The following is a 25531-nucleotide window of genomic DNA, read 5'->3' as shown; positions in this document are numbered from 1 at the left end:
AACAACGACCCTGCGATGGGTGTGTCCATCGTTTCAGTTGACACTTTGCCAGTCAGTGACTGTTGCTATCCATAGCTGGCAGTTTGTTTATTACTTTCAGATAATATATCTTGGTCAGTGATAACATTTACACTATCGCTTCTCATGGGTTCCACCATGACGACTGCATGCAGCGTTGTCGGCACTACACCAGCCGTCAGGGTAGCTCCAGGACGCCAGGCCGACGGTTCGGAGGCAGTGCTCGAGGCAGCGCAGGAGATGACTGAGACGATCCAGGTTGTCGAGGTCGGTCCGACAGGGATCGACGCGCTGGCACCCCTCGTGATGGCGACTGTCGACGACTGGACGGCGTTCGTCCCACAGTCCACTCCCGACACTGTCAGAGACGTGGTCGAATCGGTACACAACGGCGAGCAGCCGACGGCAGCCTCGAGGATCGTAACCCATGCCGAGGGCAGGGCGACGCTTCCAGTGCCAGATGCGGGGCCGCTTGCGGTCGGTGATCGACGAGTACTTGCGGCCTGTGGCTGGGTCGTACCCACCAGCGAAGAGGACTACGTCGCACGTGGCGACATGCTCGTTCGCGAGTGACACGGTGACGAGGTGCTAAAACGTGCGGCGGAAACCGGGCTCCGAGGCCGCGGCCGTGGTGACGTCGCCACCGACGAACCGGTCGCCGACTGCTGGCAAACCGCTCGAGAAGCCACCGGCGAACCAGCCGTCGTCGTCAACGCAAACGAGGCCGATCCGCGAGCAATGGCCGACGGTCTGTTGCTGGCGGCCGATCCATTTGCAGTGATTGACTCTGCAGCGGCGGTCGCCAACGCTATTGGCGCACCAGCGGTCGTCGTCTACGTTACCGAAACGGACGAGCGAGCGTATCGAAACGCAACCACCGTTGCCAATCTCGTCGAATCCATCACATCTGTGTCGATCGACGTTGTCGTGGGGCCAGACGAGTACATGGCCGGGGAACCGACGATGGCTCTCGAGTCCCTAGAGGGAAGCGATCGGCTCGAGGCGCGCGTTCGACCACCGGGGCCGGAGGAACACGGGCTTTTCGGGCGCCCGACCGTGTTACACACGCCACGAACGCTGGCACAGCTTCGACGGCTCGCACTCGAAGACGGCGACGTCCCCGGCGTCGACAGCGATCCGGGCTCGAGGGTGTTCGATATCTATGGTGACGTGACAGCTGTGGCGACAACCGAACTCGAGACCGACGACACCTTGGCGACGCTTCGGGAGTGCGTCGAGATGGACGGATCGATGAACGCTGCCTGTGTCGGCGGCGTCTTCGGCGGGCTAACGGAGACGCTCGACGTGCCAGCAAACGCCGATGGACTGGCCGCGGCGGAGCTTGGAACCGACGGACCAGTCGAACTGCTGAATCGGGGCCGCTGTCCGGTTGCGTTTGCGGGCCGTCGAGCGGCCTTTGCCCGCAAAGAGAACTGCGGTCGCTGTGTGCCGTGCCGCGAAGGCTCAAAACAGCTCACCGAGTTGCTGCGGTCGGTGTACGATGGCGACAGTTTGATCGACGACATCCGGGAACTAGCCCGGGTAATGGAGCGGTCGAGTATCTGTTCGTTCGGTCGTTCGGCTGCACGGCCGGTGACGACGGCACTGAACGAGTTCGAAGCCGAGTTTCGCGCCCATGCAGACGGGCGCTGTCCCGACGGAGAATGCACCCACTCATGAGTTCCGAGAACCCGATTCCACGCGTTCCTGACGTTACAGATCCACAACCAAGTACGCCGCTGACCGAGGACTTCACGACGGGAACGGCGAACGACCCGGCCTGTTCCGGCGCCGACGGACGGGTACAGCTCACGGTCGACGGCCGATCGGTCACCGTCGATCCAGGCGAGACACTTCTCGACGCGATCGAGGCGGCCGGTGCCGACGTTTCGGCACTGTGTCACGACGATCATAGCGACGAGATTGCGCCTCGAAGTGAGTGTCGGACCTGCGTCGTCGAGACGGCGGCACACGGGCTGGTTCCGGCCTGTAGCTTCCCGGTCGAAGAGGGGATGACGGTCCACACTGACTCCGCGAACGCGACGGAGGTACGGGACGTCAATCTGGATCTGGTGTTGTCAAACCACAACCTTCGGTGTACGACCTGCGGACAGAACGGACGCTGTGAACTGCAGGACACTGCCATCCAACAGGAGATCGAAGAGCCTCGATACGGCGTCTTCGACGATCGAGATGCCTACGAACCCATCGACGACACATCGCCGTTCATCCAGATCGATCGGAACAAATGTATTCTCTGTAACCGCTGTGTCGAGGCCTGCAACGACGTGCAGGTCGAGGGCGTCCTCCGAATCGAAGGCTCCGGTGAGGAGACTCGGATCGCCTTTCAGAACGAAAGCGAGGCGATGGCCGGCTCGAGCTGTGTCTCCTGTGGCCACTGTGCGACGGTCTGTCCGACGGGCTCGATCACGGAGAACGGACTCGCTGACACCGCGACGCTGCCAATCCCTGGATTTAACCAGCAGAACTCCATCGGGGAGGCGATCGAGTACGAGCCGGGCGAATCCACCGATCCTGACGCTCCAGCCGAACCAACAGCATCGACGTCTCTCTCAGGCGTTGCTGGCGTGATGGACCGGGCCAGACGCCAGGCCGAGACGACGGTTCGAGACGTCGCCGAACGGGCATTTCTCGAGGGCGAGCACGCGGCCGAGCGCGTTGCCTCGAGCGTCCTCTCGGAGGGCCAGATGTTCGATATCGCCGAGTTCGTCTCGAAACACCGCCTCGATGCTGTCGACGTCACCGAGACGACCTGTGGCTACTGTAGCGTCGGCTGCCGGTTCGATGTCTACTCGAAAGACGACGAGGTGCTGGGTGTTCGTCCGACTGACGCCGAGCACGCACCCGCCAACGACGGGTTCTCGACGTGTGTGAAAGGGAAGTTCGGCTACGACTTCGTCAACAGCGACGATCGTCTCGAGCAGCCACTGATCCGCGAGAACGGGGTCCTTCGTGAGGCTACATGGGACGCGGCACTTGAGCGGGTTGCCACCGAGCTTTCGGAGCTCACTGATGAGTACGGCACTGATTCGATCGCCTGTTTTGCCTCCTCGAAGTGCACCAACGAGGAGAACTACCTGATGCAGAAGTTTGCTCGACAGGTTCTGGGCACGAAAAACATCGACAACTGCGCTCGGCTCTGTCACTCCTCGACGGTCGCGGCGCTCAAACAGACTGTCGGCTACGGCGCGATGACGAACCGGATCGAAGACGTCGCCAACACTGACTGCTATCTCATCACCGGATCGAACACGACTGAAAGCCACCCCGTGCTCGCAACGCGCATCAAACAGAACGTCCGCGACGGCGCGGACCTGATAGTCTTCGACCCTCGGAAGATCGGTATCGCCGAGCACGCAGATCAGTACACCCGTGTCGAGCCAGGTCACGACGTCGCCTGGATCAACGGTCTGATCCGATATGTTATCCAACACGATCTCCACGACGAGGCGTTCATCGCGGACAACACCCACGACTTCGACGAGCTGAAACGGAAAGTCGAGCCGTTCACTCCTGACGAGGTAGAGCGCCTCTGTGGCGTTGATCCGGCCGACCTCGCAAGTGCGGCCGAGACGATCGCGACCGCCGACACCTGCGTGTTCGGGTGGGCGATGGGAATGACCCAACACGCTCATGGCACCCAGAACGTGCTCGCACTGGCGAACCTGGCGCTGGTGACCGGCCACCTCGGGAAGCCAAACGCCGGTCTCTCGCCGTTCCGCGGTCACAACAACGTTCAGGGCGGCGGTGGCGATATGGGGACCCTTCCCAGCACTCTGCCGGGCTACCAGCCGCTCGACGACCCTGCGGTCCTCGATGCGTTCGAAGACGTGTGGGATGAGCGACCGCCGGCAGAAGTTGGCCTCACGGTTCCCGAAGTGTTTACCGAGGTCCACGAGGGGAACGTTCGTGGCATGTACATTATGGGGGAGAACCCTGCCCTCTCGGAGCCGGATATCGGCCACGCAAAAGACGCGCTCGAGGCACTCGAGTTCCTCGTCGTGCAGGATCTGTTCCTCACAGAGACGGCCGAACACGCCGATGTCGTCCTCCCCGCTGCGAGTTTCGCCGAGAAGTCGGGGACGTTTACGAACACCGAACGGCGCGTGCAACTCGTCGGTCAGGCCGTCTCGCCACCGGATGCTGCCCGACAGGACTGGTCGATCCTCCAGTCGCTGGCGAATCGCCTCGGATACGAGTGGAGCTACGAGTCGCCCGCCGAGATTATGGACGAAATTAGCGATCTCGTTCCGATCTATGGCGGGATCACACACGACAGAGTGGCTCGAGAGGGCGGACTCCAGTGGCCGTGTCGTGACGCCGACGATCCCGGGACGCCGTATCTCTACGAGGACGGATTCAATTTCGAGGATGGCAAGGCCCGCTTCGTCCCTGCCGATATGGGCGAGCCGGGTGAACTTCCTGGCGAGGAGTATCCACTGACACTGACGACCGGACGGGTACTCTATCACTTCCATACCGGCACACTCACGCGACGTGTGAACGGAATCATGTCACACGTTGGCGAGAGTTTCGTCGAGATTCACCCTGACACGGCCGACCAGCTCGGTGTGAGTGATGGACAGAATGTGCGGGTCGAGTCCCGTCGTGGATCGATCGTCGCCGCGGCGCGCGTAACCGACCACGCTGATAGAGGCGTCGTTTTCATGCCGATGCACTTCGCGACGGGCGCAGTCAACGAACTCACACAAGAGCGCTTCGATCCGATTAGTGGGATTCCGGAGTACAAAATTTCCAGTGTGCGAATTAGTCCTGACAACGCGTAATATCCCCAGCGTGGTGAGAGCAGGAGCCGATCACATTATGACCGCTCTTCTTGACACTGATATCAGTGTTAATAACAGTAACTCGAGCGTGTGCCGTCAGCGTTGTCTCGGCCGACTGGTTCGACGGTAAACTGAACGCGAAACGAGAGGCCGATTCAGTCGTCTGCAACGGCTGTTCTGTCTTCGTCGTCGACGACGAGTTCGCCGCGGCTGTCGATCGGACGGCTGGGATTTGCCTGGGCGAGTGCCTCGGCTGCGCCGAGTTGTGTTTCGGCTCGGTCCGAACCACGTAGCTCCGTGCGGCCCTGTCGGACATCGAGTGCGTCGTCGAGGTGGAGCTTGACAGCTTCGACGAGCGCTTCTGCTTCGAGCGGCTGGCCGCGTTCTTTGAGATCTGATTCGGTGGCGTCGTCGGGGACGTTGAACGCTCGCTGAGCGATGATCGGCCCCTGATCGAGATCGGTCGTCACGTAGTGGGCGGTGACGCCGGCGATTCGGACGCCTTCCTCCAGTGCCTGTCTGTACGCTGCGCCACCGGGAAACGCCGGCAACAGGCTCGGGTGGACGTTGATGATGCGGTCCTCGTAGCGGAAGACGACCTCCGGGGAGAGGATTCGGATGTAGCGAGCCAGTGCGATGAGATCGATCTCGTACTCGGCAAGGAGATCGAGCATCTCGTCCTCGTCAGGAACTCCGTTCTCGTTTCCGATATCGTAGAAGGGAACGTCGTACTCAGCCGCCAGCGGTCGGAGAACGTCGTGATTTCCGATGACGACACCGATATTGGCACCAAGCTCACCGGACTCATGGGCCTCGAGGAGCGCTTCCAGACAGTGGCTCTCTTTGGTGACGAGCACGGCGAGGGACTGATTCTCACAGTTGGAGGGGAACAGCACCTGCACGTCGACGCCGAACTCGTCACCGAGTTTCTGAAGTTCTGTACGGAGCGTGTCCTGCCTGATTGCCATCTCAGATGTGTCGACCCGCATGGTCATTCGGAACGTCCCATCACGGACGGCCTGATCGAGGTCGACGATGTCGATGTCGTGCTCGAACAGAACCGACGTCATATCGGCGATGATCCCAGAATCGTCGTCACCGACAACCGTGATCTCGGTTCGTTCGCGGGTCATCACTCCCACCCCCGAAGCTCGAGTGCGTTTGTCGTCCGCGATCGGCTGGCTCCCGACACGCATACCGGTTGGTCGTCCGTCTCGCCGGACGGTCTTCGATGTGTTACTGCCATCCACACCTCCGTTCCAGTTCTCCGTTAATGAAGCTTGGTTCTCCTGAAATCAAGAAGAGAGGATGTGTTTGCCACTCACAACATCTCTCTCCAACTTGATGGAATGCAAAGTGGCCGGCCGATTTTTTGCTATTTCGGGAAATTGACGTGACGTGCTGATCGAGGAATGGCTACAGTTCCGTTCGAAGGTAGTCGACGATGGCAGACGGCTCGTCCTCGAGGCCCCCAGCCTGTGCGAACGTCGGCCCGCCGCCGCCACCGCCACCGAACGTTGCCGTGATGTCGTCGATGACCTCGCTCGCGTCCGGTTCGCCCGTCGTGCCGACGACCACGAACAACCGTCCGTTTCTGCCGGTCAGCGCGACCACGTCGCCGACATCACCAGCGAGCGATCGGACGCGTTCGGACACGTCGTTGGGCCCGACCCCGTCGATATCGAGTTCGCCGACAACCCACTCGTTACCGCTCTTCGAGACGGCGTCGTCGGCCAGCGACTCGAGGCGTTCGGAGAGCAGTTGGTCGCGCAGGGAGTCGACCGCCGCTTCGAGCGAAGCGTTGGTTTCGACCATATCAGTCGCCCGTTCGGGAAGCCCTTCGACGTTCGTATCCAGTGTTTGCGCCGCGCGGGTTGCGGCTCTCGTCTCGTCGACCCGTGCCCGAATCGCAGTGGGGCCGACTGCGTACTCGACGCGAACGAGACCCGCACCCGGATTCGATACCTCGAGTACTCTGACGGGGCCGATCTCACACGTGTTCCGTACGTGGGTTCCGCCACAGGCGGCGCTGTCCCAGTCCTCGATCTCGACGATCCGAACTGCCCCGGACGCGTCGTTCCCACCAGTGCGATTGAAAACAATCTCGTCATGCTCTCGCGCCGCTGTCGCGTCCATCTCCCGCCAAGAGACGTCTCTGGACTCCCAGACGATTTCGTTGACCAGTCGCTCGAGGGTGAATGCGTTCACCTCGTCCGGACCGTGCTCGATCTCGAGATCGAGACGAACCGTCTCCGGGCCGATATCGAAGCCGCCGTAGCCGTGATCGTCGAATAGCTCTCGAACTGCCCCGTACAGAGCGTGACTGGCAGTGTGTGCTCGCATACAGTACGTCCGGAACTCGTCGTCGATTGATCCGACGACGGACTCCCCCACCTCGAACTCCGGCGTCGTCGCCAGCGTGTGAACGGTCTCGCCATTCTGGGGCTGGACGTCGACGACACCGATGCCGCCCAGTGTCCCACGATCGGCCGGTTGCCCGCCTCCCTCGGCGTAGAAATACGTCTCCTCGAGCCGGACATCGCGGCCGTCGATCGATCGCACCGCTGTTTCGAAATCCGTCACGTACGGTTCCACTGTCGCACGGTTGTCTCTCAGTTCGGACACCATTGTCACACGTGTCGACACACACCAATATAAACCGTCTGGGACTCCCGCCGGCGGCGACACATTAATAATGACGCCCGAAGGCACGTTTGGTATGGAGTATCACGATTCGGTCGACTACCTCGAGTCGTTACGGCGGTGTCGCCCGAAACTCGGCACGGAAACGACGGCCACGTTACTCTCACAGATCGACCGACCCCACGAGGATCTCGACTGTATCCAGATCGCGGGATCGAACGGTAAGGGAAGCACTGCGTGTATGCTCGAGCGAATCCTTCGCGATGCGGGACTCGACGTCGGCCTCTATACGTCGCCCGATCTGAACAGCCTGCGGGAACGAATCCAAGTCAACGGTCGGAAGATCCCGAAACGTCGGCTTCGGGCGTTTGTAGAGGAAATCGACGGCTGTATCGACAGGCTCCGAAAGGAAGACGACACGCCGACGTACTTCGAAGTTCTCACGACGCTTGCGTTCCACCACTTCGCCGCTGAAAACGTTGACGTTGCCATCCTTGAGGTTGGCATCGGTGGCCGATACGACGCGACGAGCGTCGTCGACCCGGTCGCCAGTGCGGTAACGAGCGTCACACTCGAGCACACTGATATCCTTGGCGACACCATTGAGGAAATCGCCCGCGACAAGGCCCAGGTCGCCCCGACCGACACACCGCTGGTGACCGGTTCGGACGGTGCAGCGCTCGAGGCAATTCGATCGGAGACGGACGTAATCAGCGTTGGTGGCGACGACAAAGACGTGGTCGTTAGCGAGAACGGACTGGCCTCACAGGTCGAAAGCGCCGTCTCGATTACGGCCTCAGGCTGGTCTCTCGAGACGACGCTCCCGCTTCTGGGACACCATCAGGCGATGAACGCCGGCGTCGCGGCAACGCTGGCCAGACAGGTCGCCGATGTCGCCCCGGAGACGATCGAACGGGGGCTCCGCAATGCTCACTGGCCGGGGCGATTCGAAATCATGTCGACGCAGCCACTGACGATCCTCGACGGGGCGCACAACCCGGGTGCCTGTGCGACTCTCGCTGCACTCGTCGATCGATACGCGTTCGATGATCTCCACCTCGTTTTCGGTGCGATGCAAGAGAAAGCCCACCGGCAAATGGCGACGACGCTGCCGTCAATCGATGTCCTTCATCTCTGTGAGCCGACCGTTTCACGCGCTGAAGACACCAAGACGCTCGCCACGGCGTTCGGGGACCATGCAGAAACGATCGATCACGCCGGCTCGGTCCTCGAAGCGACCGAGCGAGCGCTCTCGGCGGCCGACGAAAACGATTGCGTCCTCGTCACCGGTTCGTTGTACGTAGTCGCCGAAGCACGCGACCGGTGGACGCGACTCCAGATCCCAAAGCAGACGATTACGACAGACCGGTCACAGGCTGTGCTTACGAACGCAGACGTAGAACGGACACCGCTCGAGAACACCGCCAAAGAGACGGTTCATCGGACGATCAAGACGTATTTGCGTGATGCACAGGCCGACCAGATCAAGCAGACGTTCGAGTCGATCGGTGGAACATGTGTCCTCTCGGAGACCGAGACTGCCGGTCGACGCGTCACAGCAGTGCTTTCCGGACCGTTATCGCAGTTGCAAACGCTGATCGCCACACTGGCTGACGACGAACTCGGTCTCGCCCACGTTTCGAGTCAGCTCCGCCGTGCCATCGACGCTGACGACGAGCCGGACCGACATCCGTGGGATCAAACGCCCGCACTGATGGGTGTCCTGAACGTGACGCCGGACAGCTTCTCCGATGGCGGCGAGTACGATCGGGTCCCGACAGCAGTCCAGCATGCTCGTGACATGGTCGCTTCCGGTGCGGATATCATCGACGTTGGTGGAGAGAGTACCCGTCCTGGCGCCGACCCGGTCTCGGTCGCGGAGGAGATCGATCGTGTCGTCCCAGTCGTCGAACGGATTGCAGATCTGGATGTTCCGATTTCGATCGACACCCGAAAGGCAGCTGTCGCCGACGCAGCACTCGAGGCAGGCGCCGACATCGTCAACGACGTCTCCGGGCTCGAGGATCCCGAGATGCGGTTCGTTGTCGCCGACCACGACGCATCGCTCGTCATCATGCACAGCCTCGAGACACCGGTCGATCCCGACCGAACTGTCGTCTACGACGACGTCGTCGAAGATACGATTCAGGACCTCTCGGAAACGGTCTTGCTCGCGGAACGTGCTGGACTCGACCGCGAGCAGATTATCATCGATCCCGGACTCGGATTCGGGACGGAGCCGGCCGAGTCGTTCGAACTCGTCGCGAGACTCAAGGAGTTACAGGCGCTGGCGTGTCCGGTCATGGTCGGTCACTCCCGGAAATCGATGTTCGGACACATTGGCTGTCAGTCTGGTGAACGATTGCCCCCAACGCTTGCGGTAACGACGCTGGCAGCCGACCGGGGCGCAGATATCATTCGGGTTCACGATGTTCCCGAAAATGCCGCCGCGATACGGGCCGCTCGAGCAACGGATCGCCATTGATATCCACGCTCACATAACGACGCTATGATACAACGGTGAACGAGGACGTCGAAACCGTCGGATACGTCTCGTCGAGCTCTGCCGCCTCTTCTGGCAGGACTGCGGCGACGACGTGCGCTGCATGTCGATTGAAGTAGTCAAGCAGTCCGCGAATTCGATCCGCATCGAGCATCTCGATGGCGTCGATGACGATGACTGGCAACTCGCTTTCGACGTCGTGGACAAGATAGCCCGCAAAGGCGACCACAAGTCCGATCACCTCGCGTTCGCTCTTGCTCAGGCTCTCGATGGTATCTTCGTACGCGGTTCCACTCTCACTCGAGCGAACGACGTGGAGTTCGAAGTCAGTCTCAGTCGGGGAGCCGTCGCTTCCTGTGAGCCGTTCGATCCAGACGCGCTCGATGTTCTCGTACGCTAACCTGTCGAGGACTTGCTGCATCGATTCGTTGAACGTCGTGACGAGGTCGCGTTCGAGCGTCTCGATTCGATCTCGCTGCTCTTGGAGGTTGGTCGCGACCGAGTCACGCTCCGCTTCGAGCTCGTCGCGTTTCGCGAGTTCGGCTTCGAGTCGCTCGAGTTCCTGCTCGAGCTCGTTCAGTTCGCTTTCGAGCTGCCCGCGTTCGTACTCGAGGCTGCTCACTTCGTTGTAACAGTCGATCAACTCGTCGTCTCGACCGTCGATCGCCTCGGCGTCCGCCTGAAGCGATTGGATCTCGTCGTCGAGCGACGACTGCTGTTCCCGAAGGTCGGACAGTTGCACCTCGCGACGTTCGATTTCGGCTTCGATCGAGTGCTCCTTTTGTTCGAGCCGTTCGCGCTCGTCACGTTGGCGCTCGAGTTGACGTTTGTCCTCCTCGAGCGACTCGATGCGATCGGTGATCGTCTCTCGTTGGTGTCGTTTTTCCTGTAGAATCTCCTGGACGACACGGACCTGTTCGGCAATCTCTTCCCGTTCGACGGTGTTGCCACATGTCCAGCACGTAATCGACCGCGACGTTGGATCGAGTTCAGCAACGACCTCGTCCGCTTTCATTTCCGCTGGAATCTCCTGCTGATCGTCTAACAGCTGGTTGTTCATTTCGACGATCGGACTCAGTGCGTTGATTGTTGTCGTCACCTGCTGTTTCTGGTGGTGTAGTTGCTCGATCTCGGTTTCGATCGAGTCGACATCTGCCGACGAATCGGCCGGCCCGAGCTGTTTACGCTGCTCGAGGACGTCCTCTCGTTCGTTCTCGAGCGAGCGGACGGCATCTCGCTGCGTCTGGATTCGATTACGTACGGTCTCATGCTCCGACCGTTTCTCTTTGAGATCGTCGAACACGTCGTGTTCTTCTGTCTCCGTTTCACGCCTGTCGATCTCATCGCGTTTCTCACGGAGCTGTGTCTCGATCCCATCGATTTTGTCTTGGACAGTGTTTGCCCGCGTTCGAAGCGTCGGGAGACGGTCTTCCATTCGATCGAGCTCTGCGAGCCGATCATCGAGTTCGTCTTTCCGTGTGCTGAGCCGTTCGATTTCGGCTTCGATCTCTGCGGTGTCGACGGGTCGCATCAACAGTTCGTATAGATCCCCGTCTGTGAGGATACGCCGTCGGATCGGATTCCGTTCACCGAGTGCGACGAACAGTTCACAGAGGTCTCTCTGATCGGACGCTTGATTCGCGTCGGTGACAACAGGATCACCGTCTCTATTCGAGACGTTGAGAACGTACTCTTCGTCGGCCGTTTGAAGCGATACCGTTCCGTTGTTGGCGTCGCTTTTAATTGGCGGAACAGGACCGCCGAGAACGGCGGCCAGTCCGCGAAGGAACGACGACTTGTTGGACGCATTTTCTCCCGACAACAGCGTCACTCCTGGTGAAATCGCCATCTCGCCCGCTGAAATTCCACCGATGTTCTGGACGCTGATGTGCAACTCCTCGAACTCGTTTCTCGGCTTGGGATCTGGACTGTTTATCGACATGAGTAGCTGAGCGACTAGCGCTGGTTGTTGGTACGTTATTCACCGGTCTAGCGTCTTCAACCTTGTGTTGTACCCAATTTGGTTTGCCTGCACGATCGATACGCTCAGAGTGAGTGTCTCGGGATCGTTCGAAAATTTCCGATCTTGTGACTGAGCGAATCGGGAGCATGCTCTCGCTCTCGAGTTCGGATCGATAGCCGCTATGTGGTTGTGGCACTGTCGTAGCCACTGGCAGTCACTACACACCGTATCTCACGACAGCTCTACGAGCAGTGTGTCCATCGTTTCAGGGGGACTCTCGTCGCCAGCCGGGTGTCTCTGCCCAGCTGTGCAGTGGCTGTGGCTCGGTTTCCGTGCCGCAAATCTATGACCGTCGACGAGAATCCCTATCAGTCGTTGCTATACTCGTCGCTGGTTTGATCGGTCGAGACGTCCTCGTGAGAACACGAACACCGGCCACGCTCGACGAGTCGAGTAAAAGTGTATTCTTCACCACAGTCTTTGCACGCGACGCGGAGACTCAGTGTCACCTCCGGTTCACCGATCGCCAACCGGTCGCTGGAGCGGAGTCGTTCGATCGTTCGCTTGGTGATCGACTCGGTTCGAGACAGTAATTTGAAAACAATATTTTTTGCGCCGGTTTCGTCGATTCCCGTGTCTCGTTTCGTCTCGACGTTCAAGCAGTCGTTTAGATGTGTTCGAACAGTCTGGTAGCTTACAAAATCACTTGTGATCGTCTCTGGGTCGACATCGTTTCGCTTGAGCCGAGACTGCGCTTCGACTTTCGTTCCGGCACCGACATTATCACCAGTCAGAAGCTGATACAGGTTCTCGACTTCCCCCTCCAGAGGTTCCATCCCTGCCGCCGTCATTGCTGCCTCGAGAACCTGTTGGTTGTAGTATGTTTCAAGATCCCGGAGGCTGTCACCTGCCTCTCGGCGTTCGAGAAGCCGCTCGTCGAGACTCTCGAGATCCCATTTCTGGGAGATGCGGTCAATCTTACAGTTTCCGGTTTCGTTCGACATTGTGTCTGTAGCGAGATCGGTCCGCAATTGCTATTTTCACAGCGACGATACGCTCGCTGGTAACCCATTGTTTCGACCATACTATTATAATGCTTCCCAAGTGAGTGTGAGATATGCTCACGCATTCAAACGATACGAGTTCGGTAGCAGGTCACTCCGCTACCGAGGACGAACGATCTGGGGGAAGTGATGGCTGGTCACTGGGGGAGGTATGTCGATAACAGTAAAAGCCTACATCGAACACGACGAGCTTGCCCTAGTGCCGACGCTACGAAGTGCAGAGGAGATTCGTATCGAAGTAACGACGCAGGCAAATACTGACCCGGATTCCGACCGCTTCCCGTTTCGAATCGAATACGACGACTTCGATGAATTAGAAGGGTTTCTCGAACAGGACCCGACTGTACACCGGTACGAACTCGTTGATGCGAGCGCTGAAATGCGGATTTATTATATCGAGCATTCGGAAGAAACGATATTACTGAGTCCGATAGTCACGAGTGTCAACGGGTTTATGTCGTGTGCAGAAAGCAAGTGCCGTGGCTGGTTCGTCCAGTTGCAACTTCCCGACCGAGAAGCGCTCAACGGGGTCTGGGAGTATACAAAAAAGCACGACATGGATTTCAATATAATTGAGGTGTATGGAAACACGGGGTCAGAAATGAATCCCTCGTTTGGATTGACTGACGAACAGCTCGAGGCACTCACAACCGCGTACAGGTGTGGGTATTTCTGTGAGCCTCGAGAAATGTCTCTGGATGACGTTGCCGCTGAGGTAGGAATCTCATCGACCGCGATGAGTGGACGACTTCGACGTGGAATGCAGAACCTGATCTCTGGAACGGTAGTGGACGACGAAACCCTCGAAAAAATAAACAACTGATTGTGTTTATATCCGACCGAAAATTGTGTTAGTCGATCGGTTGGAGGTTTAAACTGCCTTACGATATGCAATTAAAATAGTTGCTCGGTTCACTACTGAGTAGTCTGCTCAATCCCTCTGCGTAGTCAGTGTGATTTGTTAACTATCGACGAGGAACGGACAGAAATCGAGAATAACAAACTAGAGCAATGTCTCCAGTTCTGATAGTCTGGTGATAGTGGGTCGACTCGCAAACTCCCCTCATATAACGGTATTTAAAAACAAGGAATATTACTCATCAAACGACATCTGAATGCGTGTCAACGGTTGGCGTATGAGTAGTGCCACAGACTCGACGGCTGATCAAACGACTCACCACTTACACCACGATTGGGCCGAGAAAGAGTTGGCGAGTAATCAAATCGTTCAAGCGATCGCAGAGTACGAGAACGAGGAGTCTCAAAACCTGCCCCCGCTGCGTGACAGTATCAACCCCAAAGCGCTCGATACGGCGTTTGAATCCGACGGCAGACCTGTAAGCAAGGCAGGGTGTATCACCTTTTCGTACTATGGATATACTGTACTCGTCCAGAGTACCGGACAGATCCTCATCAAAAAGAACTGACAAATAATATTTGCTATCACAACAATGACTGATATTGGTGGCTTTCAAGATCATGTCGCACGAGTCGACCTCGGAGATGCTGGCGTCGAATACGAGGGCATCAGTGACGACGACGCGAAAAAATACATCGGAGCCCGTGGCTTAGGTGTCAAGTACGTTTTCGAGCAGGGTCCCGACGTCGATCCACTCGGCCCCGATAACTTACTCGCGTTCATGAACGGCCCGTTGTCGGGGACCCAGGTGACGATGAGCGGTCGGATCGCCGTCTGCACGAAGTCGCCGTTGACCGGCACCGTCACCGACAGCCACCACGGCGGCTGGTCCGGTGCCCGGCTGAAGTGGGCCGGCTTCGACGGCTTGCTGTTCGAAGGGCAGGCTGACGATCCCGTGTACGCATATGTCGAAGACGGCTCGGTTGAACTTCGGGATGCTTCCCACCTCTGGGGGAAAGGTGTCCACGAGACCTGCGACATCATCGAAGAGGAACTCGACGGTGAGTACGGCAAGAATCTCTCGATCATGGCGATCGGTCCCGGCGGTGAGAACGAGGTTCGATACGCCTGTATCATCAACGAGGACGACCGTGCGTCCGGCCGCGGCGGGACCGGATGTGTAATGGGGAACAAACAGCTGAAAGCAATCGTTATCAAATCCGGGACGGAAATGCCCCAGCCAGCCGATCCGGAGACGTTCAAAGAGGGCCATCAGCAAGCGATGAAAGCGATCACTGAGTCGGATGTCACCGCACCCAATGAAGGTGGCCTCTCGATGTACGGGACGAACGTCTTGATGAACATCACCGAGGAGATGGATGGCCATCCGACGAAAAACGGCCGATACACCTCCGCAATCTCGTACAACGAAAACGAGGATGATCGACCGAAAGACCTCGATGCCGAAAACATCAGCGGGGAGAACGTCCGAGAAAACATTCTCGTCGATGAGCCAACGTGTCACTCCTGTCCAGTCGCCTGCAAGAAGGAAGTCGAAGTCGACGTGATGCACAAAGGCGAAGAGATGAACGTCCGGATGGAGAGCTTCGAATACGAATCTGCCTGGGCACTGGGGACGAACTCGGCTACCGACGACCGGGATCGAATTGCCGTGATGATCGATCGCTGTAACGACCTTGGCATCGATACGATCGAGGTCGGCAACCTCATGGCAATGGCAATGGATGCGACGGAGAACGGATATCTTGATGAGCTAGACGATGGGCTCGAGTGGGGTGATGCGGAGACGATGATTGACCTGATCGATCGTATCGCTCATCGAGACGACGAACTCGCCGATCTCCTCGCGCGAGGCCAAGCGCGGATGGCCGACGCGATCGATGCCCACGACTGCCGACTCGACGTGAAAGGCCAGTCGATCGCTGCGTACGATCCACGCTGTATGAAGGGGATGGGAATCGGGTACGCGACCTCGAACCGCGGCGGCTGTCACCTGCGTGGATACACGCCAGCGGCAGAAATTCTGGGCATTCCCGAGAAGGTCGACCCCTACGAGTACGAGGGGAAAGGTGAACTCACTGCGGAGTTTCAGGACCTTCATGCTATCTCCGACAGCTTCGACATCTGCAAATTCAACGCCTTCGCCGAAGGTATCGAGGAGTACGTTCTCCAGTTCAACGGGATGACCGGGTTGGAGTACAGTGAAGCGGAGCTACTCGAATGCGGCGAGCGTATCTACAACCTCGAGCGCTACTACAACAACGTCGTTGGTTTCGATGGCGACGACGACACTCTGCCCGAGGTATTCCTCGAGGCGGGTGAGACGCCGGGACAGGGCGCTTCGGAGGGCGAATTCTGCGAACTCGAGGAAATGAAAGACGAGTACTACGAGCACCGTGGCTGGGTTGACGGTATCGTTCCCGATGAGAAACTCTCGAAACTCGGCATTGAGATCGGCCCCGGAACCGGTGTCAGCAACTCCAGAAGTGGAACGGCAGTCCCGTCCGACGACTAGCTCCGCCATTGACGCTTTTCTAAAGAGATATTTCGTGAGCCAACCAGAACTGCCAGTCTTGATGCTGCCACAGCTGTTGTCGGTCACTATTGGTAAGAATACAGTCACCATCAATTTTGTATAAATAGTACAAGAGAACTTGACACAGAATTCTCTGTATCGACCCATCGAGAACCTGAATCTCACGTCGATAGGTCTGGACAGCTATTTTTTCTCTCGAAATTAAGCGGTTATATCGACTATATTGGATGATATTGAATCGAAAAAATAGTTTTAACATTCACACAAGAGTTGGTCGTGTCCCTAGCTCATGGGATCGATCGTTAGTAGACGTCTTGTTTAGTTCGTACACTATTATGACGAAAGTGGAGCGTGATTAAAACATCTCGATATGTTTATTCCAATGATAATCGGCGTTCCGACCGCACCGTACGTGACGGCAATAATGTGACCGATCAGCACTGCGACCACGGCGGCAAGTGCCGGGAATTCGAGCGCCAGTAGAGCGGCGCGACAACCGCTGTGGGTAATTCCAAACCCTGCTGCACCTCGATGAACGTCACAAGGAAGAAGCCGACCAGGACGATCTGTACCCGGTAGTTGTCGCTGATCGTTTCGGCCCTTCGTTGATCCGATCGAACGCGCCGGCTCGAATCAGCGTCTCCGGCACGTCGACTAGGGAGATGTGAGCAGTTCGTTCACCTTCTCGATCGGGTGGGGTGGCTTCTCCTCCCGTGTGTCTCCGTCGCGGATCTGACTCCGGCAGGATGCGCCCGGTGCAACCGGTGAGCCACCGCTGTCCTCAAGTTTCTCGTCGAGTTGCTCGCCGAGTGTCTTCGAGAGGGCGTAGTGTTCGGTTTCGTAGCCGAACGAGCCGGCCATGCCACAGCAACTGGAGTCGATCGGATCGACTGCATAGCCGGCGCGCCGTAACACGCCGACAGCGTGGTGGTCCTTCCCAGTCGCCTTTTGATGACAGTGGCCGTGATACGAGAGGGTCTCGTCCGTCTCATCGAACGGGAGCCGCTCGATGAGTCGATACGTGTCCAGGTATTCACTGATGCCGTACGTGTGTGTCGCGACCGTTTCCGCATCTGCCGTGGTCACCAGATCGAGGTACTCGTCTTGGAACACCACCGCGTCGGACGGCTCGATGGCGACGATTTCGTACCCGGCTTCGATATACTCGGTGAACACGTCGATGTTCGTCCGGGCACGCTCCTCGGCCGCATCGAGCATCCCCACCGAGTACGCCGCCCGACCGCTCGGGGCGAGGTCATCGGGGATTTCGACGTGGACACCAGCGGACTCGAGCACACGGATCGCGGCTTTCCCGGCTCGAGGATGGCAGTAGTTCGTGTACGTGTCGGGGAACAACACCACCTTCCGGTCGGCTGCCGCTGGACTCACTCGCGACCCACGCGTTGCATACCACTGCTGGAGGGACTCTCGCTTGAACGAGGGGAGGGTTCGCTCGGGAGCGATCCCGGCGATGTTCTCCATTATGAGGCGGCTTCCCGGCAGCTTCTGCCCGACGTTCGAGAGCGGTGCCAGCGCGCTTCCGAGCCTCGAGAGCGTATCGATGTTGCCGAACAGTCGCTCTCGGAGCCCGATCCCGTCGCGCTCGTAGTACTGGTACTTGGTTTCGGCTTTGAGCTTCGCCAGGTCGACGCCGGTCGGGCAGTCGCTCTTACAGCCCTTGCAGCCGACACAGAGATCAAGGACTTCCTCCTGGAAGCGTTTAGAGTACATCTCCTCTTCGGGGATCTCGCCGGAGATCGCCGCCCGAAGCATGTTCGCCCGGCCGCGGGTCGTCGCGATCTCGTCGTTCATCCCGCGATAGGTTGGACACATCACGTCGTCGGTCTGCCGACAGGTCCCACAGCCGTTGCACAGCTCTACCAACTGCGAGAATCCGCCTTCCGCGGAGAAATCCAGTTTCGTCTGGGGCTCGATCGAGGTGTACCCATCCCCGTACCGCAGGTGCTCGCGCATGTCCGTCGGATCCTCATCGGTGTAGACGACCTTTCCGGGATTCATTCGCCAGTCGGGGTCGAAGACCGTCTTGACCTTCTTGAACGCGTCCCAGAGCTCGTCGCCGTACATCTTCGGATTGAACGCCGTTCGCGCGAGTCCGTCGCCGTGTTCCCCGGAGAACGAGCCGTTGTGCTCAAGGACGAGGTCGGTCACGTCCTCGGTGATCGACTGCATCGCCTGGATCCCTTCGTCCGCTTTCAGGTTGAGAATGGGGCGGATGTGGAGCGTCCCACTGCCCGCGTGAGCGAAGTAGGCAGCGGACGTGTCGTGGGCCTCGAGGACGTCCATGAACTGCTGGACGTACTCGGCGAGTTCTTCCGGCGGGACCGTCGCGTCCTCGATAAACGGATACGGCTTCGGATCGCCGTCCAGGCTCATCAACAGCGGAATCGCCGCTTTGCGAAGCTTCCAGAGCTTTGCCTGCGCCTCCTCGGTGTAGGCCTCGAGGGCCTCAAAGGCGTCGCCCTCGTCGACGAAGTGGGCGTTCGTCCGGCCGATTGGCTCCTCGAGGTCGTCGAAGCATTCCGAGTCGAACTCAAGCATCAGCGCCGCCTCTGTCCCGTTGGGGATCGGCTCCTCATACCGGGCGAACTGTTCCGATCCCCGTGCGAGCCTGAACACCTCGCTGTCCATCAGCTCGACCGCGCTGGGATCGAACTCGAGGGCTTCGGGAACCGCCTCGAGCGCCTCGATCAGATCCTCGAAACAGTAGAGGACGAGCGCCGTCTCCTCGGGAAGCGACACGAGACTGATCTCGGCCTCGACGATCACGCCGAGGGTGGACTCGGCACCGACGAACAGCTTCGAGAGGTTGATGACCGTCTGCCTGTTCTCGTTTTCGTAGATCACTCTGTCGAGGTTGTATCCAGAAACGTTTCGCTTGAGATCCGAGTACCGCGCCTCGATCTCGTCGGCGTTCTCCTCGACGAGCGTGCGAACGGTCCGATAGATAGCCGCTTCGCGGTCGTCTTTCGACACGACGTCGTCCCACTCCTCGGAGTCGAGGACGATCTCGCGTGTGTGAATAAGTGAGCCGTCGGCGAGAACGACGTTCAGCTCCTCGGTGTAGGCGTCGGTGATTCCGTACCGGACCGAGTGTGCACCGGTCGAATTGTTGCCGATTCCACCGCCGATCGTCGCGCGGTTCGACGAGGCGGGGTCCGGGGCGAACTTGAGCCCGTACTGTGCAGCGTGTTCGTCGAAGTGGTCCTGGACGACTCCCGGCTGGACCCGTGCCCGCCGTCGGTCGACGTCGACCTCGAGAATATCGTCCATATAGGTCGAAAGATCGAGCACGACACAGCCTGGGCCGACTGTCTGTCCGCCAAGCGACGAACCGGCCCCGCGTGCGATGACCGGTACGTCGTGTTTGGCTGCGACACGAACGGCATTTCGCACATCTTCAGTATCGCGAGGGAGTACGGCCCCCGCAGGTCGTGCTTGATAGATACTGCCGTCGGTCGCGTACAACACCTGGGCGTATTCGTCGAAGCGAACGTCGCCCTTGATGACTGCTCGTAGATCGTTCGCGAGGTCGGCGTACTCACTCACGTCGCTATCGTCATACTCGAGTGTCTCCCGAAACGCTTCGTAGCTGTGTGGATCGTCTCGTGTGTTTTCAACCGCCATTGAGTTCTTCTTTCCACATCAATTATTATAAATACTGTCGTTATTTCCATATCTGACAGTTGATGTACAAACTGATAACGTATGATTCAGGAGTTCGAACACCATGTCCGTTGGCGCTGTATGCAACTTCAATCAACGGCGCAACCACGTTATTTGACACAGCAGTCCACAATCCCTACTGATCAGTCAATAATCCCGACCTCAAGGGTCGGGGTATCCGCCTCGACCGCCGATGAATTTAAGAAGATGGTCGTACCCAGACTGGGTATGGAACTCATCCATATCAATATCAATGTCGCTGACGCCGACGAAACGATCGAATTTTACGAACAGTTCGGCTTCGAAGAGAGCTGGGGGTTCGAAACGCCGGATGGCGAAACGAACCATCGGTACATTGCGGACAACAACGGGATCGAACTCCAGCTTTCCGACACGACTGACGATGCGGAATTCGATCAGGGAACGGCGTGGGATCACCTTGCGATCGGAGTCGACGACGTCGACGCCGTTTTCGAAGATATCGATCACTACGGTATCGAGAAGGAGCCGGGCGATCAGCCTGAAGCTGGCGCTCGAACAGCGTTCGTCTACGATCCCGACGGACGGAAAGTCGAACTCGTCGAGTCCCTGGACGAGAGTCCCAACTGAAACGGATTTCACACCGATGCTGGAGTGTCGCGTTCTCCAATGTCCACCGACGGCCAGTGACCATCTGTTCTCTATTTCAGAACTGTGGTCGGGTAACGGCAGGTGATAAAAATGTATTACAGAAGTATGTCTGTAAAACATTAAATAATATCTGCGCGTACAGGGTCGGTATAAGGGCGATAGCCACTGGTTGTTCTCTATTCCAGAACGGGCGGATATCGAAAGCGGCGGACTGCATAACTGGTCAACACGGCTCACATTGACATACAGATATGAATACGACTGCTACCTGAAAAGCGGGTGACGTTGTTTCGATCAGTCTTTGATTCCGCTGCCACGGACAGTCGGTTCGAGACCGATTTGACACCGAATACGAACCCGTTCGCCGTGCTCGTCCGATGTTTTGCCGGTGAAACCACCATAGTGGCTCGAGTCGGTACGTATCTGAGATTTTCTATATCAGAACAATACTTATGCCGTTCGACGAATTTACGTCTCGTATGGAAGAACAGGCGAAACACCCTGTCCGAACGACCGAGAAATCGTTACAACTCATTGCGGAACTTAACCGACTCGGGGAGGCGCGGTTGACAACGCTGTCGAACGAACTCGAGATGGGGAAAAGTGCAGTTCACAATCATCTCAGTACACTCGAAAAACACGGATACGTCATCAAAGACGCCGACACCAAAACCTACCGTCTCAGTCTCAAATTCCTCGATCTCGGTGGCCAGATCCGGGGTGAAAAAGACGTCTACAAAGTTGCTGAACCGAAGATCAAGGAGATTGCCGAGAAGTCGGGGGAGTTGGTCCACCTCGTCGTCGAAGAAGATGGAAAGGGTGTCTATCTATGTCGTTCGAAAGGCGAGCACGCGGTCGATCTGGATACGTACGTCGGCTGTCGCCACCATATGCACAGTACGGCGTTCGGGAAAGCGATTCTCTCTCATCTCCCGACGGAACGGGTTGGCGAAATCATCGATCAGCACGGCCTTCCCCAGGTGACACCCCGGACGATAACGTCTCGCGAGACACTCCTCGAGGAACTCGAGCAGACCCAGGAACGCGGCTTCGCGGTCGACGACGAGGAACGACTGGAGGGACTCCGCTGTATCGCCGCGCCGATCAGATTCGACTCGGACATCATCGGCGCGATCAGCGTTTCGGGCCCGACGGCGCGAATCGATGACGACTGGGAGTCAAACGAGTTCGTCAGCCAGCTGCGTCGAGCAGTGAACGTTATCGAGTTGAATAAATACAACGTCTAGTCCCGTCTATCATAGGGCGTGACGGTCGAAGCGGTCGACAGTGAGAACTCATCAATCGGGGACGTTACCAGCAAGTCCCACTGAAACGGTCTGCTGTAACGATTTACCGACGGGGTCACCGAACAACTTTAATATTAGAACGTAATACTGTTGGTTGCATTCATGAGTACGCACACCGACTATCTTCACGACCGGGAGTTCGTGCGGACGTTCTTTACCACTCCAACGGCAGTCGAAGGAGAAGACGATTCTGCCAAGATGCTTCGCGGCGCCGCCCAACTTCGCGGAATGGAAGCTCCGGACGTCTGGGTCCCGGACAACGAAGATGCAACGGCTCCCTCGATGCGCGATGAGGGAATCGAGAACATCATCGACGTGATTTCGGAGCACGGTGCCGACTACCCGGGCGAGATCCACCCCCGTATGGTCTGGCACAGGGACAGCCCCGCCACCAGATATCAGGGCTTCCAGCACATCATGGAACTCGCCGACCCCGAAAACGGAGCCATCGAGCACATCGACGGCGTCGTGATCCCGGAAGTCGGCGACATCGATGACTGGAAGAAAGCCGACGAGTTCATTACCATCGTGGAAACCGAGCACGGACTGGAAGAAGGCAGTCTGGCCATGTCGGTTATCGTCGAAAGCGGCGAGGCCGAACTGGCACTTGGCGACCTCCGCGAGGAGATGGGCAAGCCCGCAAACAACCTCGAGCGGCTGTTCCTCCTCGTGGATGGCGAGGTCGACTACACCAAGGATATGCGAGCGATCACGCCCACTGGCGAACTCCCGCCGTGGCCGGAGCTACGACACAATACCTCCCGCGGTGCGAGTGCGGCCGGCCTGATCGCCGTCGACGGGCCGTACGACGATATCCGTGACGTCGAGGGCTACCACGAGCGTATGACCGACAATCAGGCGAAAGGCATGCTCGGCATCTGGTCGCTGACCCCCGGGCAGGTCGTGGAAGCGAACAAGTCGCCGTTGCCCCCGAAGACCGGCAGCTGGCTTCTCGAGGCCAACGGCCGTGAGGTCGAACTCAACGAGGAAGACGGTCGCTACGTGTACGAAGGCGATAGGGTCGAACTCGAAGAGACAGATGACGACCAGTATCGACTCCACATCGGCAGCAACGAGCGCGACCTCGACGGAGACGAACTGTCCGAAGCGTTGCTGGACCTGACGTCGTATATCCCGAGTCTGAACGACATCGTTGACTCGATGGAAGAGTTCGAAGCAGCCAAGGAAGCTGGAAGGGGCGCAATCGCTATGGAACGATCGGCAACGCTGGTTATCGATGGGATCGAAGTCGAGATCAGCAACGACCGAATGTGGGACGAGGCGACCTATCAGGCAGCCCAGACACCCATTACGCTGTTTCAGGACGTGTACGAGAACCGTCCGGATCAACACGAGGATCTCGAGGAACTGTACGGCGAGGACATTGTGGAACGCGCAATAGTTGTCGGATAAGCGAACATTCATATCCGTCTGGAGCGGTGGAAAGGCAGTCACGAGACGACGAAAGCGGGACGGATACGCCCTCGAAGTCACGACCGAGAGTGGTTCCGAAACCGGCTTTTTCGCTTGCTCGTCGGGTTCGAACCGAACACGATTTCCAAACAGATCGATTCGAATTTTGTCTCTCGAGGGCGGATTCAACGGCGTTTCGATTTCCGCGGGGTTCGCGTCGAAATCAGAGGTCGTACCGATAGAGTGTTGTTTTCAGTCAGGCGGTACCATAGACGAAAAAACACGGTCCAGTTTAGCACCTCTACTACTGTCTATCTGCTGAGTGACTGGTACGATTATTGTCTGTTATAGTAGTGGGTAAACTGTTCAAACTATTCTCTGACGCTCATCCGACTACCCACCTCAGGAGTTGTTGAAGCATCCAATCCGTAGCTAAAGGCTATGAAAGCATTTTTCGATCAAAGTTTAGTCGATATAATCGAGCGAACTGCACGATCCTCATCGAGAGGCTGAACTCGGATATCCGTAGCTGTCAACAAGAAATATCGTGTCGAAGCGGTCGTACTTCTCCATTGATCGATGCAAGAACGTGGTGGCTGGATCGGTACCTTGCCGTCCGAGGACTGCGGTCTCACGTATTGGTTTGAGCCCATGTCTATTGTGTTATATTCCCAAGGTCAGTTGCCAGCTATTATAACAGTAATCTGATTAATAGGGGCCCCACCAGGGCTTTGCCGGCCGCCGGAATCTTCGATTCCTGATGTGCTACACGGGAAACTCTACGCTTATGATCGGTCTCCTCGATTCAATGAGAACCCTGGATAGACGATGTGACTTACCTGATCGTGATCTCTGCCGCTTTGTTCAGTACTGTACCGTTGGTGGGTTCACCACCCTTGATCATTTCCGATTATGATCCGAGGTCCCGTACTGGTGAATGACGACATTTCACATTGTGAATTCTCAGCATGTGATTCGGCACTGTCCTATACAATAGTATGGGTGTAAAACTATCGAATACGGTGCAAACCGGTTACGCTTCCTCGAGGAGAACGACCACTGTTAGCGACCAGCTCTGTTTCATATAGCAAAAGACGTCGCACAAGTCCTCTGAGTAGTGCAGATTCTCAAGTGTCTCTTTTCACTATCCGTATGCGATGGTGACTTTGACTTCTCCGGCCTTGTCCCACAGCCGATCAACCAGCTCGTTTCGCATATACTTGTCTTTGAACCGACTCGTGGGTCCGAATACGCCGAGTGCACCGAGTAGTTCATTCTCGGGCGTGTAAACTGGGACGGAGACTCCACAGAGGCCGTCCATGTACTCCTCGTTGTTAACAGCGTATCCCTGCTCGCGAATGTGGTTGAGTTCTTCATATAGCGAATCGGGATCTGTAGTCGTGTTGGATGTGTATTCAGTGAGGCCCTTCTCCGCGATGTACTGATCGACCTTGTCGTCGTCCCACGCTGCGAGAATGACTTTGCCTGACGCCAATGAGTGAAGCGGTCGGCGTTTACCAATCATCGTCTCCGACAGACTGCCGTAGCGATGGAGATAGACTCCATCGAGGTCTTCCTCAACAAAAAATAGCGCCCGCTCGTCGGTTTCCTGCCCGAGCTCGAACACTTTGCGTTTTGCAATCGTGTATCCCGCCTCGCGGTTTCGAGTTTTTTCACCGATCTCAAGCAACCGTAGACCGATGTAGAAGCCATCGTCCCGTTCGATCACGTACCCCATCTCGGAGAGCGTCTTTAGGTGTCGATAGATGGTGCTCTTAGTCAGGTCTGTTCGCTGTGTAATCTCGGTGATCGTGAGTCCTTCCTCTTCCTTGAGGACTTCGAGAATTGCGAACGTCTTCCGGGTCGTTGCAACCCCTATATTTTGGTCTGTGTTCATAGTGGAGTATCGAACAGATCCTTCATTAACGTTTTGGATAATGAAAACCTCATGTTACTATGCGGGACACAGAGTGAGTAAAAGAGCTGGGAACAGAATTGTTTCACTATGCGGTATTTCATGTTAGGGCCTTAGTTACAACATCGATGAGTTCAAGATGGAGTCTCTGGCAACAGACTGATTTC

General features: G+C 57.5%; 16 protein-coding genes and 1 pseudogene. 10 read left to right on the top strand and 7 right to left on the bottom strand.

Translation table 11 applies throughout. The annotated features are described in order from the left end of the window. Window positions 1-156 precede the first annotated feature (156 nt). The 3 genes from BW940_RS22460 to fdhF are packed head-to-tail and all read left to right on the top strand — an operon-like array spanning window position 157 to window position 4826. Window positions 157-591, top strand: coding sequence for a hypothetical protein (locus tag BW940_RS22460; protein ID WP_328586629.1), 435 nt, complete (start codon window positions 157-159; stop codon window positions 589-591). A 12-nt stretch (window positions 592-603) separates the two neighbouring features. Further along, entirely contained in the window at window positions 604-1698 is a 1095-nt protein-coding gene (locus BW940_RS15890; RefSeq protein WP_328586628.1) for an NADH-ubiquinone oxidoreductase-F iron-sulfur binding region domain-containing protein, read from the top strand. Then, a complete protein-coding gene (fdhF, locus tag BW940_RS15885; RefSeq protein ID WP_076610198.1) occupies window positions 1695-4826 on the top strand; it encodes a formate dehydrogenase subunit alpha in 3132 nt (1043 codons plus the stop codon). The genes BW940_RS15890 and fdhF overlap by 4 nt, the downstream gene beginning before the upstream one ends. A 155-nt stretch (window positions 4827-4981) precedes the next feature. Here the strand turns inward: fdhF and BW940_RS15880 are convergent, their stop codons facing one another. Continuing rightward, on the bottom strand, window positions 4982-5959 hold the full coding sequence (locus BW940_RS15880) for a formyltetrahydrofolate deformylase (RefSeq protein ID WP_076610197.1): 978 nt from the start codon (window positions 5957-5959) through the stop codon (window positions 4982-4984). A 283-nt stretch (window positions 5960-6242) separates the two neighbouring features. After that, complete coding sequence (locus BW940_RS15875; protein WP_076610196.1) at window positions 6243-7454, bottom strand: alanyl-tRNA editing protein; 1212 nt, start codon at window positions 7452-7454, stop codon at window positions 6243-6245. A 91-nt stretch (window positions 7455-7545) separates the two neighbouring features. Between BW940_RS15875 and folP the strand changes: the two genes are divergently transcribed. After that, complete coding sequence (gene folP / locus BW940_RS15870) at window positions 7546-9954, top strand: dihydropteroate synthase (protein WP_076610276.1); 2409 nt, start codon at window positions 7546-7548, stop codon at window positions 9952-9954. Between the two features lie 22 nt (window positions 9955-9976). On the opposite strand, the gene BW940_RS15865 is transcribed toward folP, so the two are convergent. Next, window positions 9977-11914: an archaea-specific SMC-related protein gene (locus BW940_RS15865; protein WP_076610195.1), complete on the bottom strand. Its 1938-nt coding sequence runs from the start codon at window positions 11912-11914 to the stop codon at window positions 9977-9979. 389 nt (window positions 11915-12303) lie between these two features. Next, complete coding sequence (gene rdfA, locus BW940_RS15860; protein ID WP_076610194.1) at window positions 12304-12939, bottom strand: rod-determining factor RdfA; 636 nt, start codon at window positions 12937-12939, stop codon at window positions 12304-12306. A gap of 211 nt (window positions 12940-13150) precedes the next feature. Here rdfA and BW940_RS15855 point away from each other — a divergent pair, with 211 nt between their 5' ends. From BW940_RS15855 to BW940_RS15845, 3 genes are all read left to right on the top strand, one after another. Further along, a complete protein-coding gene (locus BW940_RS15855) occupies window positions 13151-13822 on the top strand; it encodes a helix-turn-helix domain-containing protein (protein WP_076610193.1) in 672 nt (223 codons plus the stop codon). Between the two features lie 313 nt (window positions 13823-14135). Further along, window positions 14136-14426 carry a HalOD1 output domain-containing protein gene (locus BW940_RS15850; protein WP_076610192.1) on the top strand — a complete coding sequence of 97 codons (291 nt, stop codon included), beginning with the start codon at window positions 14136-14138 and terminating at the stop codon, window positions 14424-14426. Between the two features lie 24 nt (window positions 14427-14450). Beyond that, window positions 14451-16394, top strand: a complete 1944-nt coding sequence (locus BW940_RS15845; RefSeq protein WP_076610191.1) for an aldehyde ferredoxin oxidoreductase family protein — start codon at window positions 14451-14453, stop codon at window positions 16392-16394. Window positions 16395-16790: 396 nt separating this feature from the next. Here BW940_RS15845 and BW940_RS22115 read toward each other — a convergent pair. Continuing rightward, window positions 16791-17055 (bottom strand): annotated as a pseudogene (locus BW940_RS22115) (L-lactate permease); the annotation flags it as partial. Between the two features lie 14 nt (window positions 17056-17069). Next, window positions 17070-20060, bottom strand: a complete 2991-nt coding sequence (locus tag BW940_RS15830; protein ID WP_076610189.1) for an FAD-binding and (Fe-S)-binding domain-containing protein — start codon at window positions 20058-20060, stop codon at window positions 17070-17072. 267 nt (window positions 20061-20327) lie between these two features. Between BW940_RS15830 and BW940_RS15825 the strand changes: the two genes are divergently transcribed. From BW940_RS15825 to aceB, 3 genes are all read left to right on the top strand, one after another. Then, a complete protein-coding gene (locus BW940_RS15825; protein ID WP_076610188.1) occupies window positions 20328-20708 on the top strand; it encodes a VOC family protein in 381 nt (126 codons plus the stop codon). Between the two features lie 500 nt (window positions 20709-21208). Further along, entirely contained in the window at window positions 21209-21976 is a 768-nt protein-coding gene (locus tag BW940_RS15820) for an IclR family transcriptional regulator (RefSeq protein WP_076610187.1), read from the top strand. Window positions 21977-22138: 162 nt separating this feature from the next. Continuing rightward, entirely contained in the window at window positions 22139-23449 is a 1311-nt protein-coding gene (gene aceB / locus BW940_RS15815) for a malate synthase AceB (protein ID WP_076610186.1), read from the top strand. A 1144-nt stretch (window positions 23450-24593) separates the two neighbouring features. On the opposite strand, the gene BW940_RS15810 is transcribed toward aceB, so the two are convergent. Next, window positions 24594-25346 (bottom strand): IclR family transcriptional regulator, encoded by a 753-nt coding sequence (locus BW940_RS15810; protein ID WP_076610185.1) that lies wholly within the window; start codon window positions 25344-25346, stop codon window positions 24594-24596. Between the last annotated feature and the right edge of the window lie 185 nt (window positions 25347-25531).

The sequence above is a fragment of the Natronorubrum thiooxidans genome (assembly GCF_900156475.1).
Taxonomy (GTDB): Archaea; Halobacteriota; Halobacteria; order Halobacteriales; family Natrialbaceae; genus Natronorubrum; species Natronorubrum thiooxidans.
Note: the sequence above shows the minus strand (reverse complement) of the source record. Positions and strands in the feature narration are given on the sequence as shown.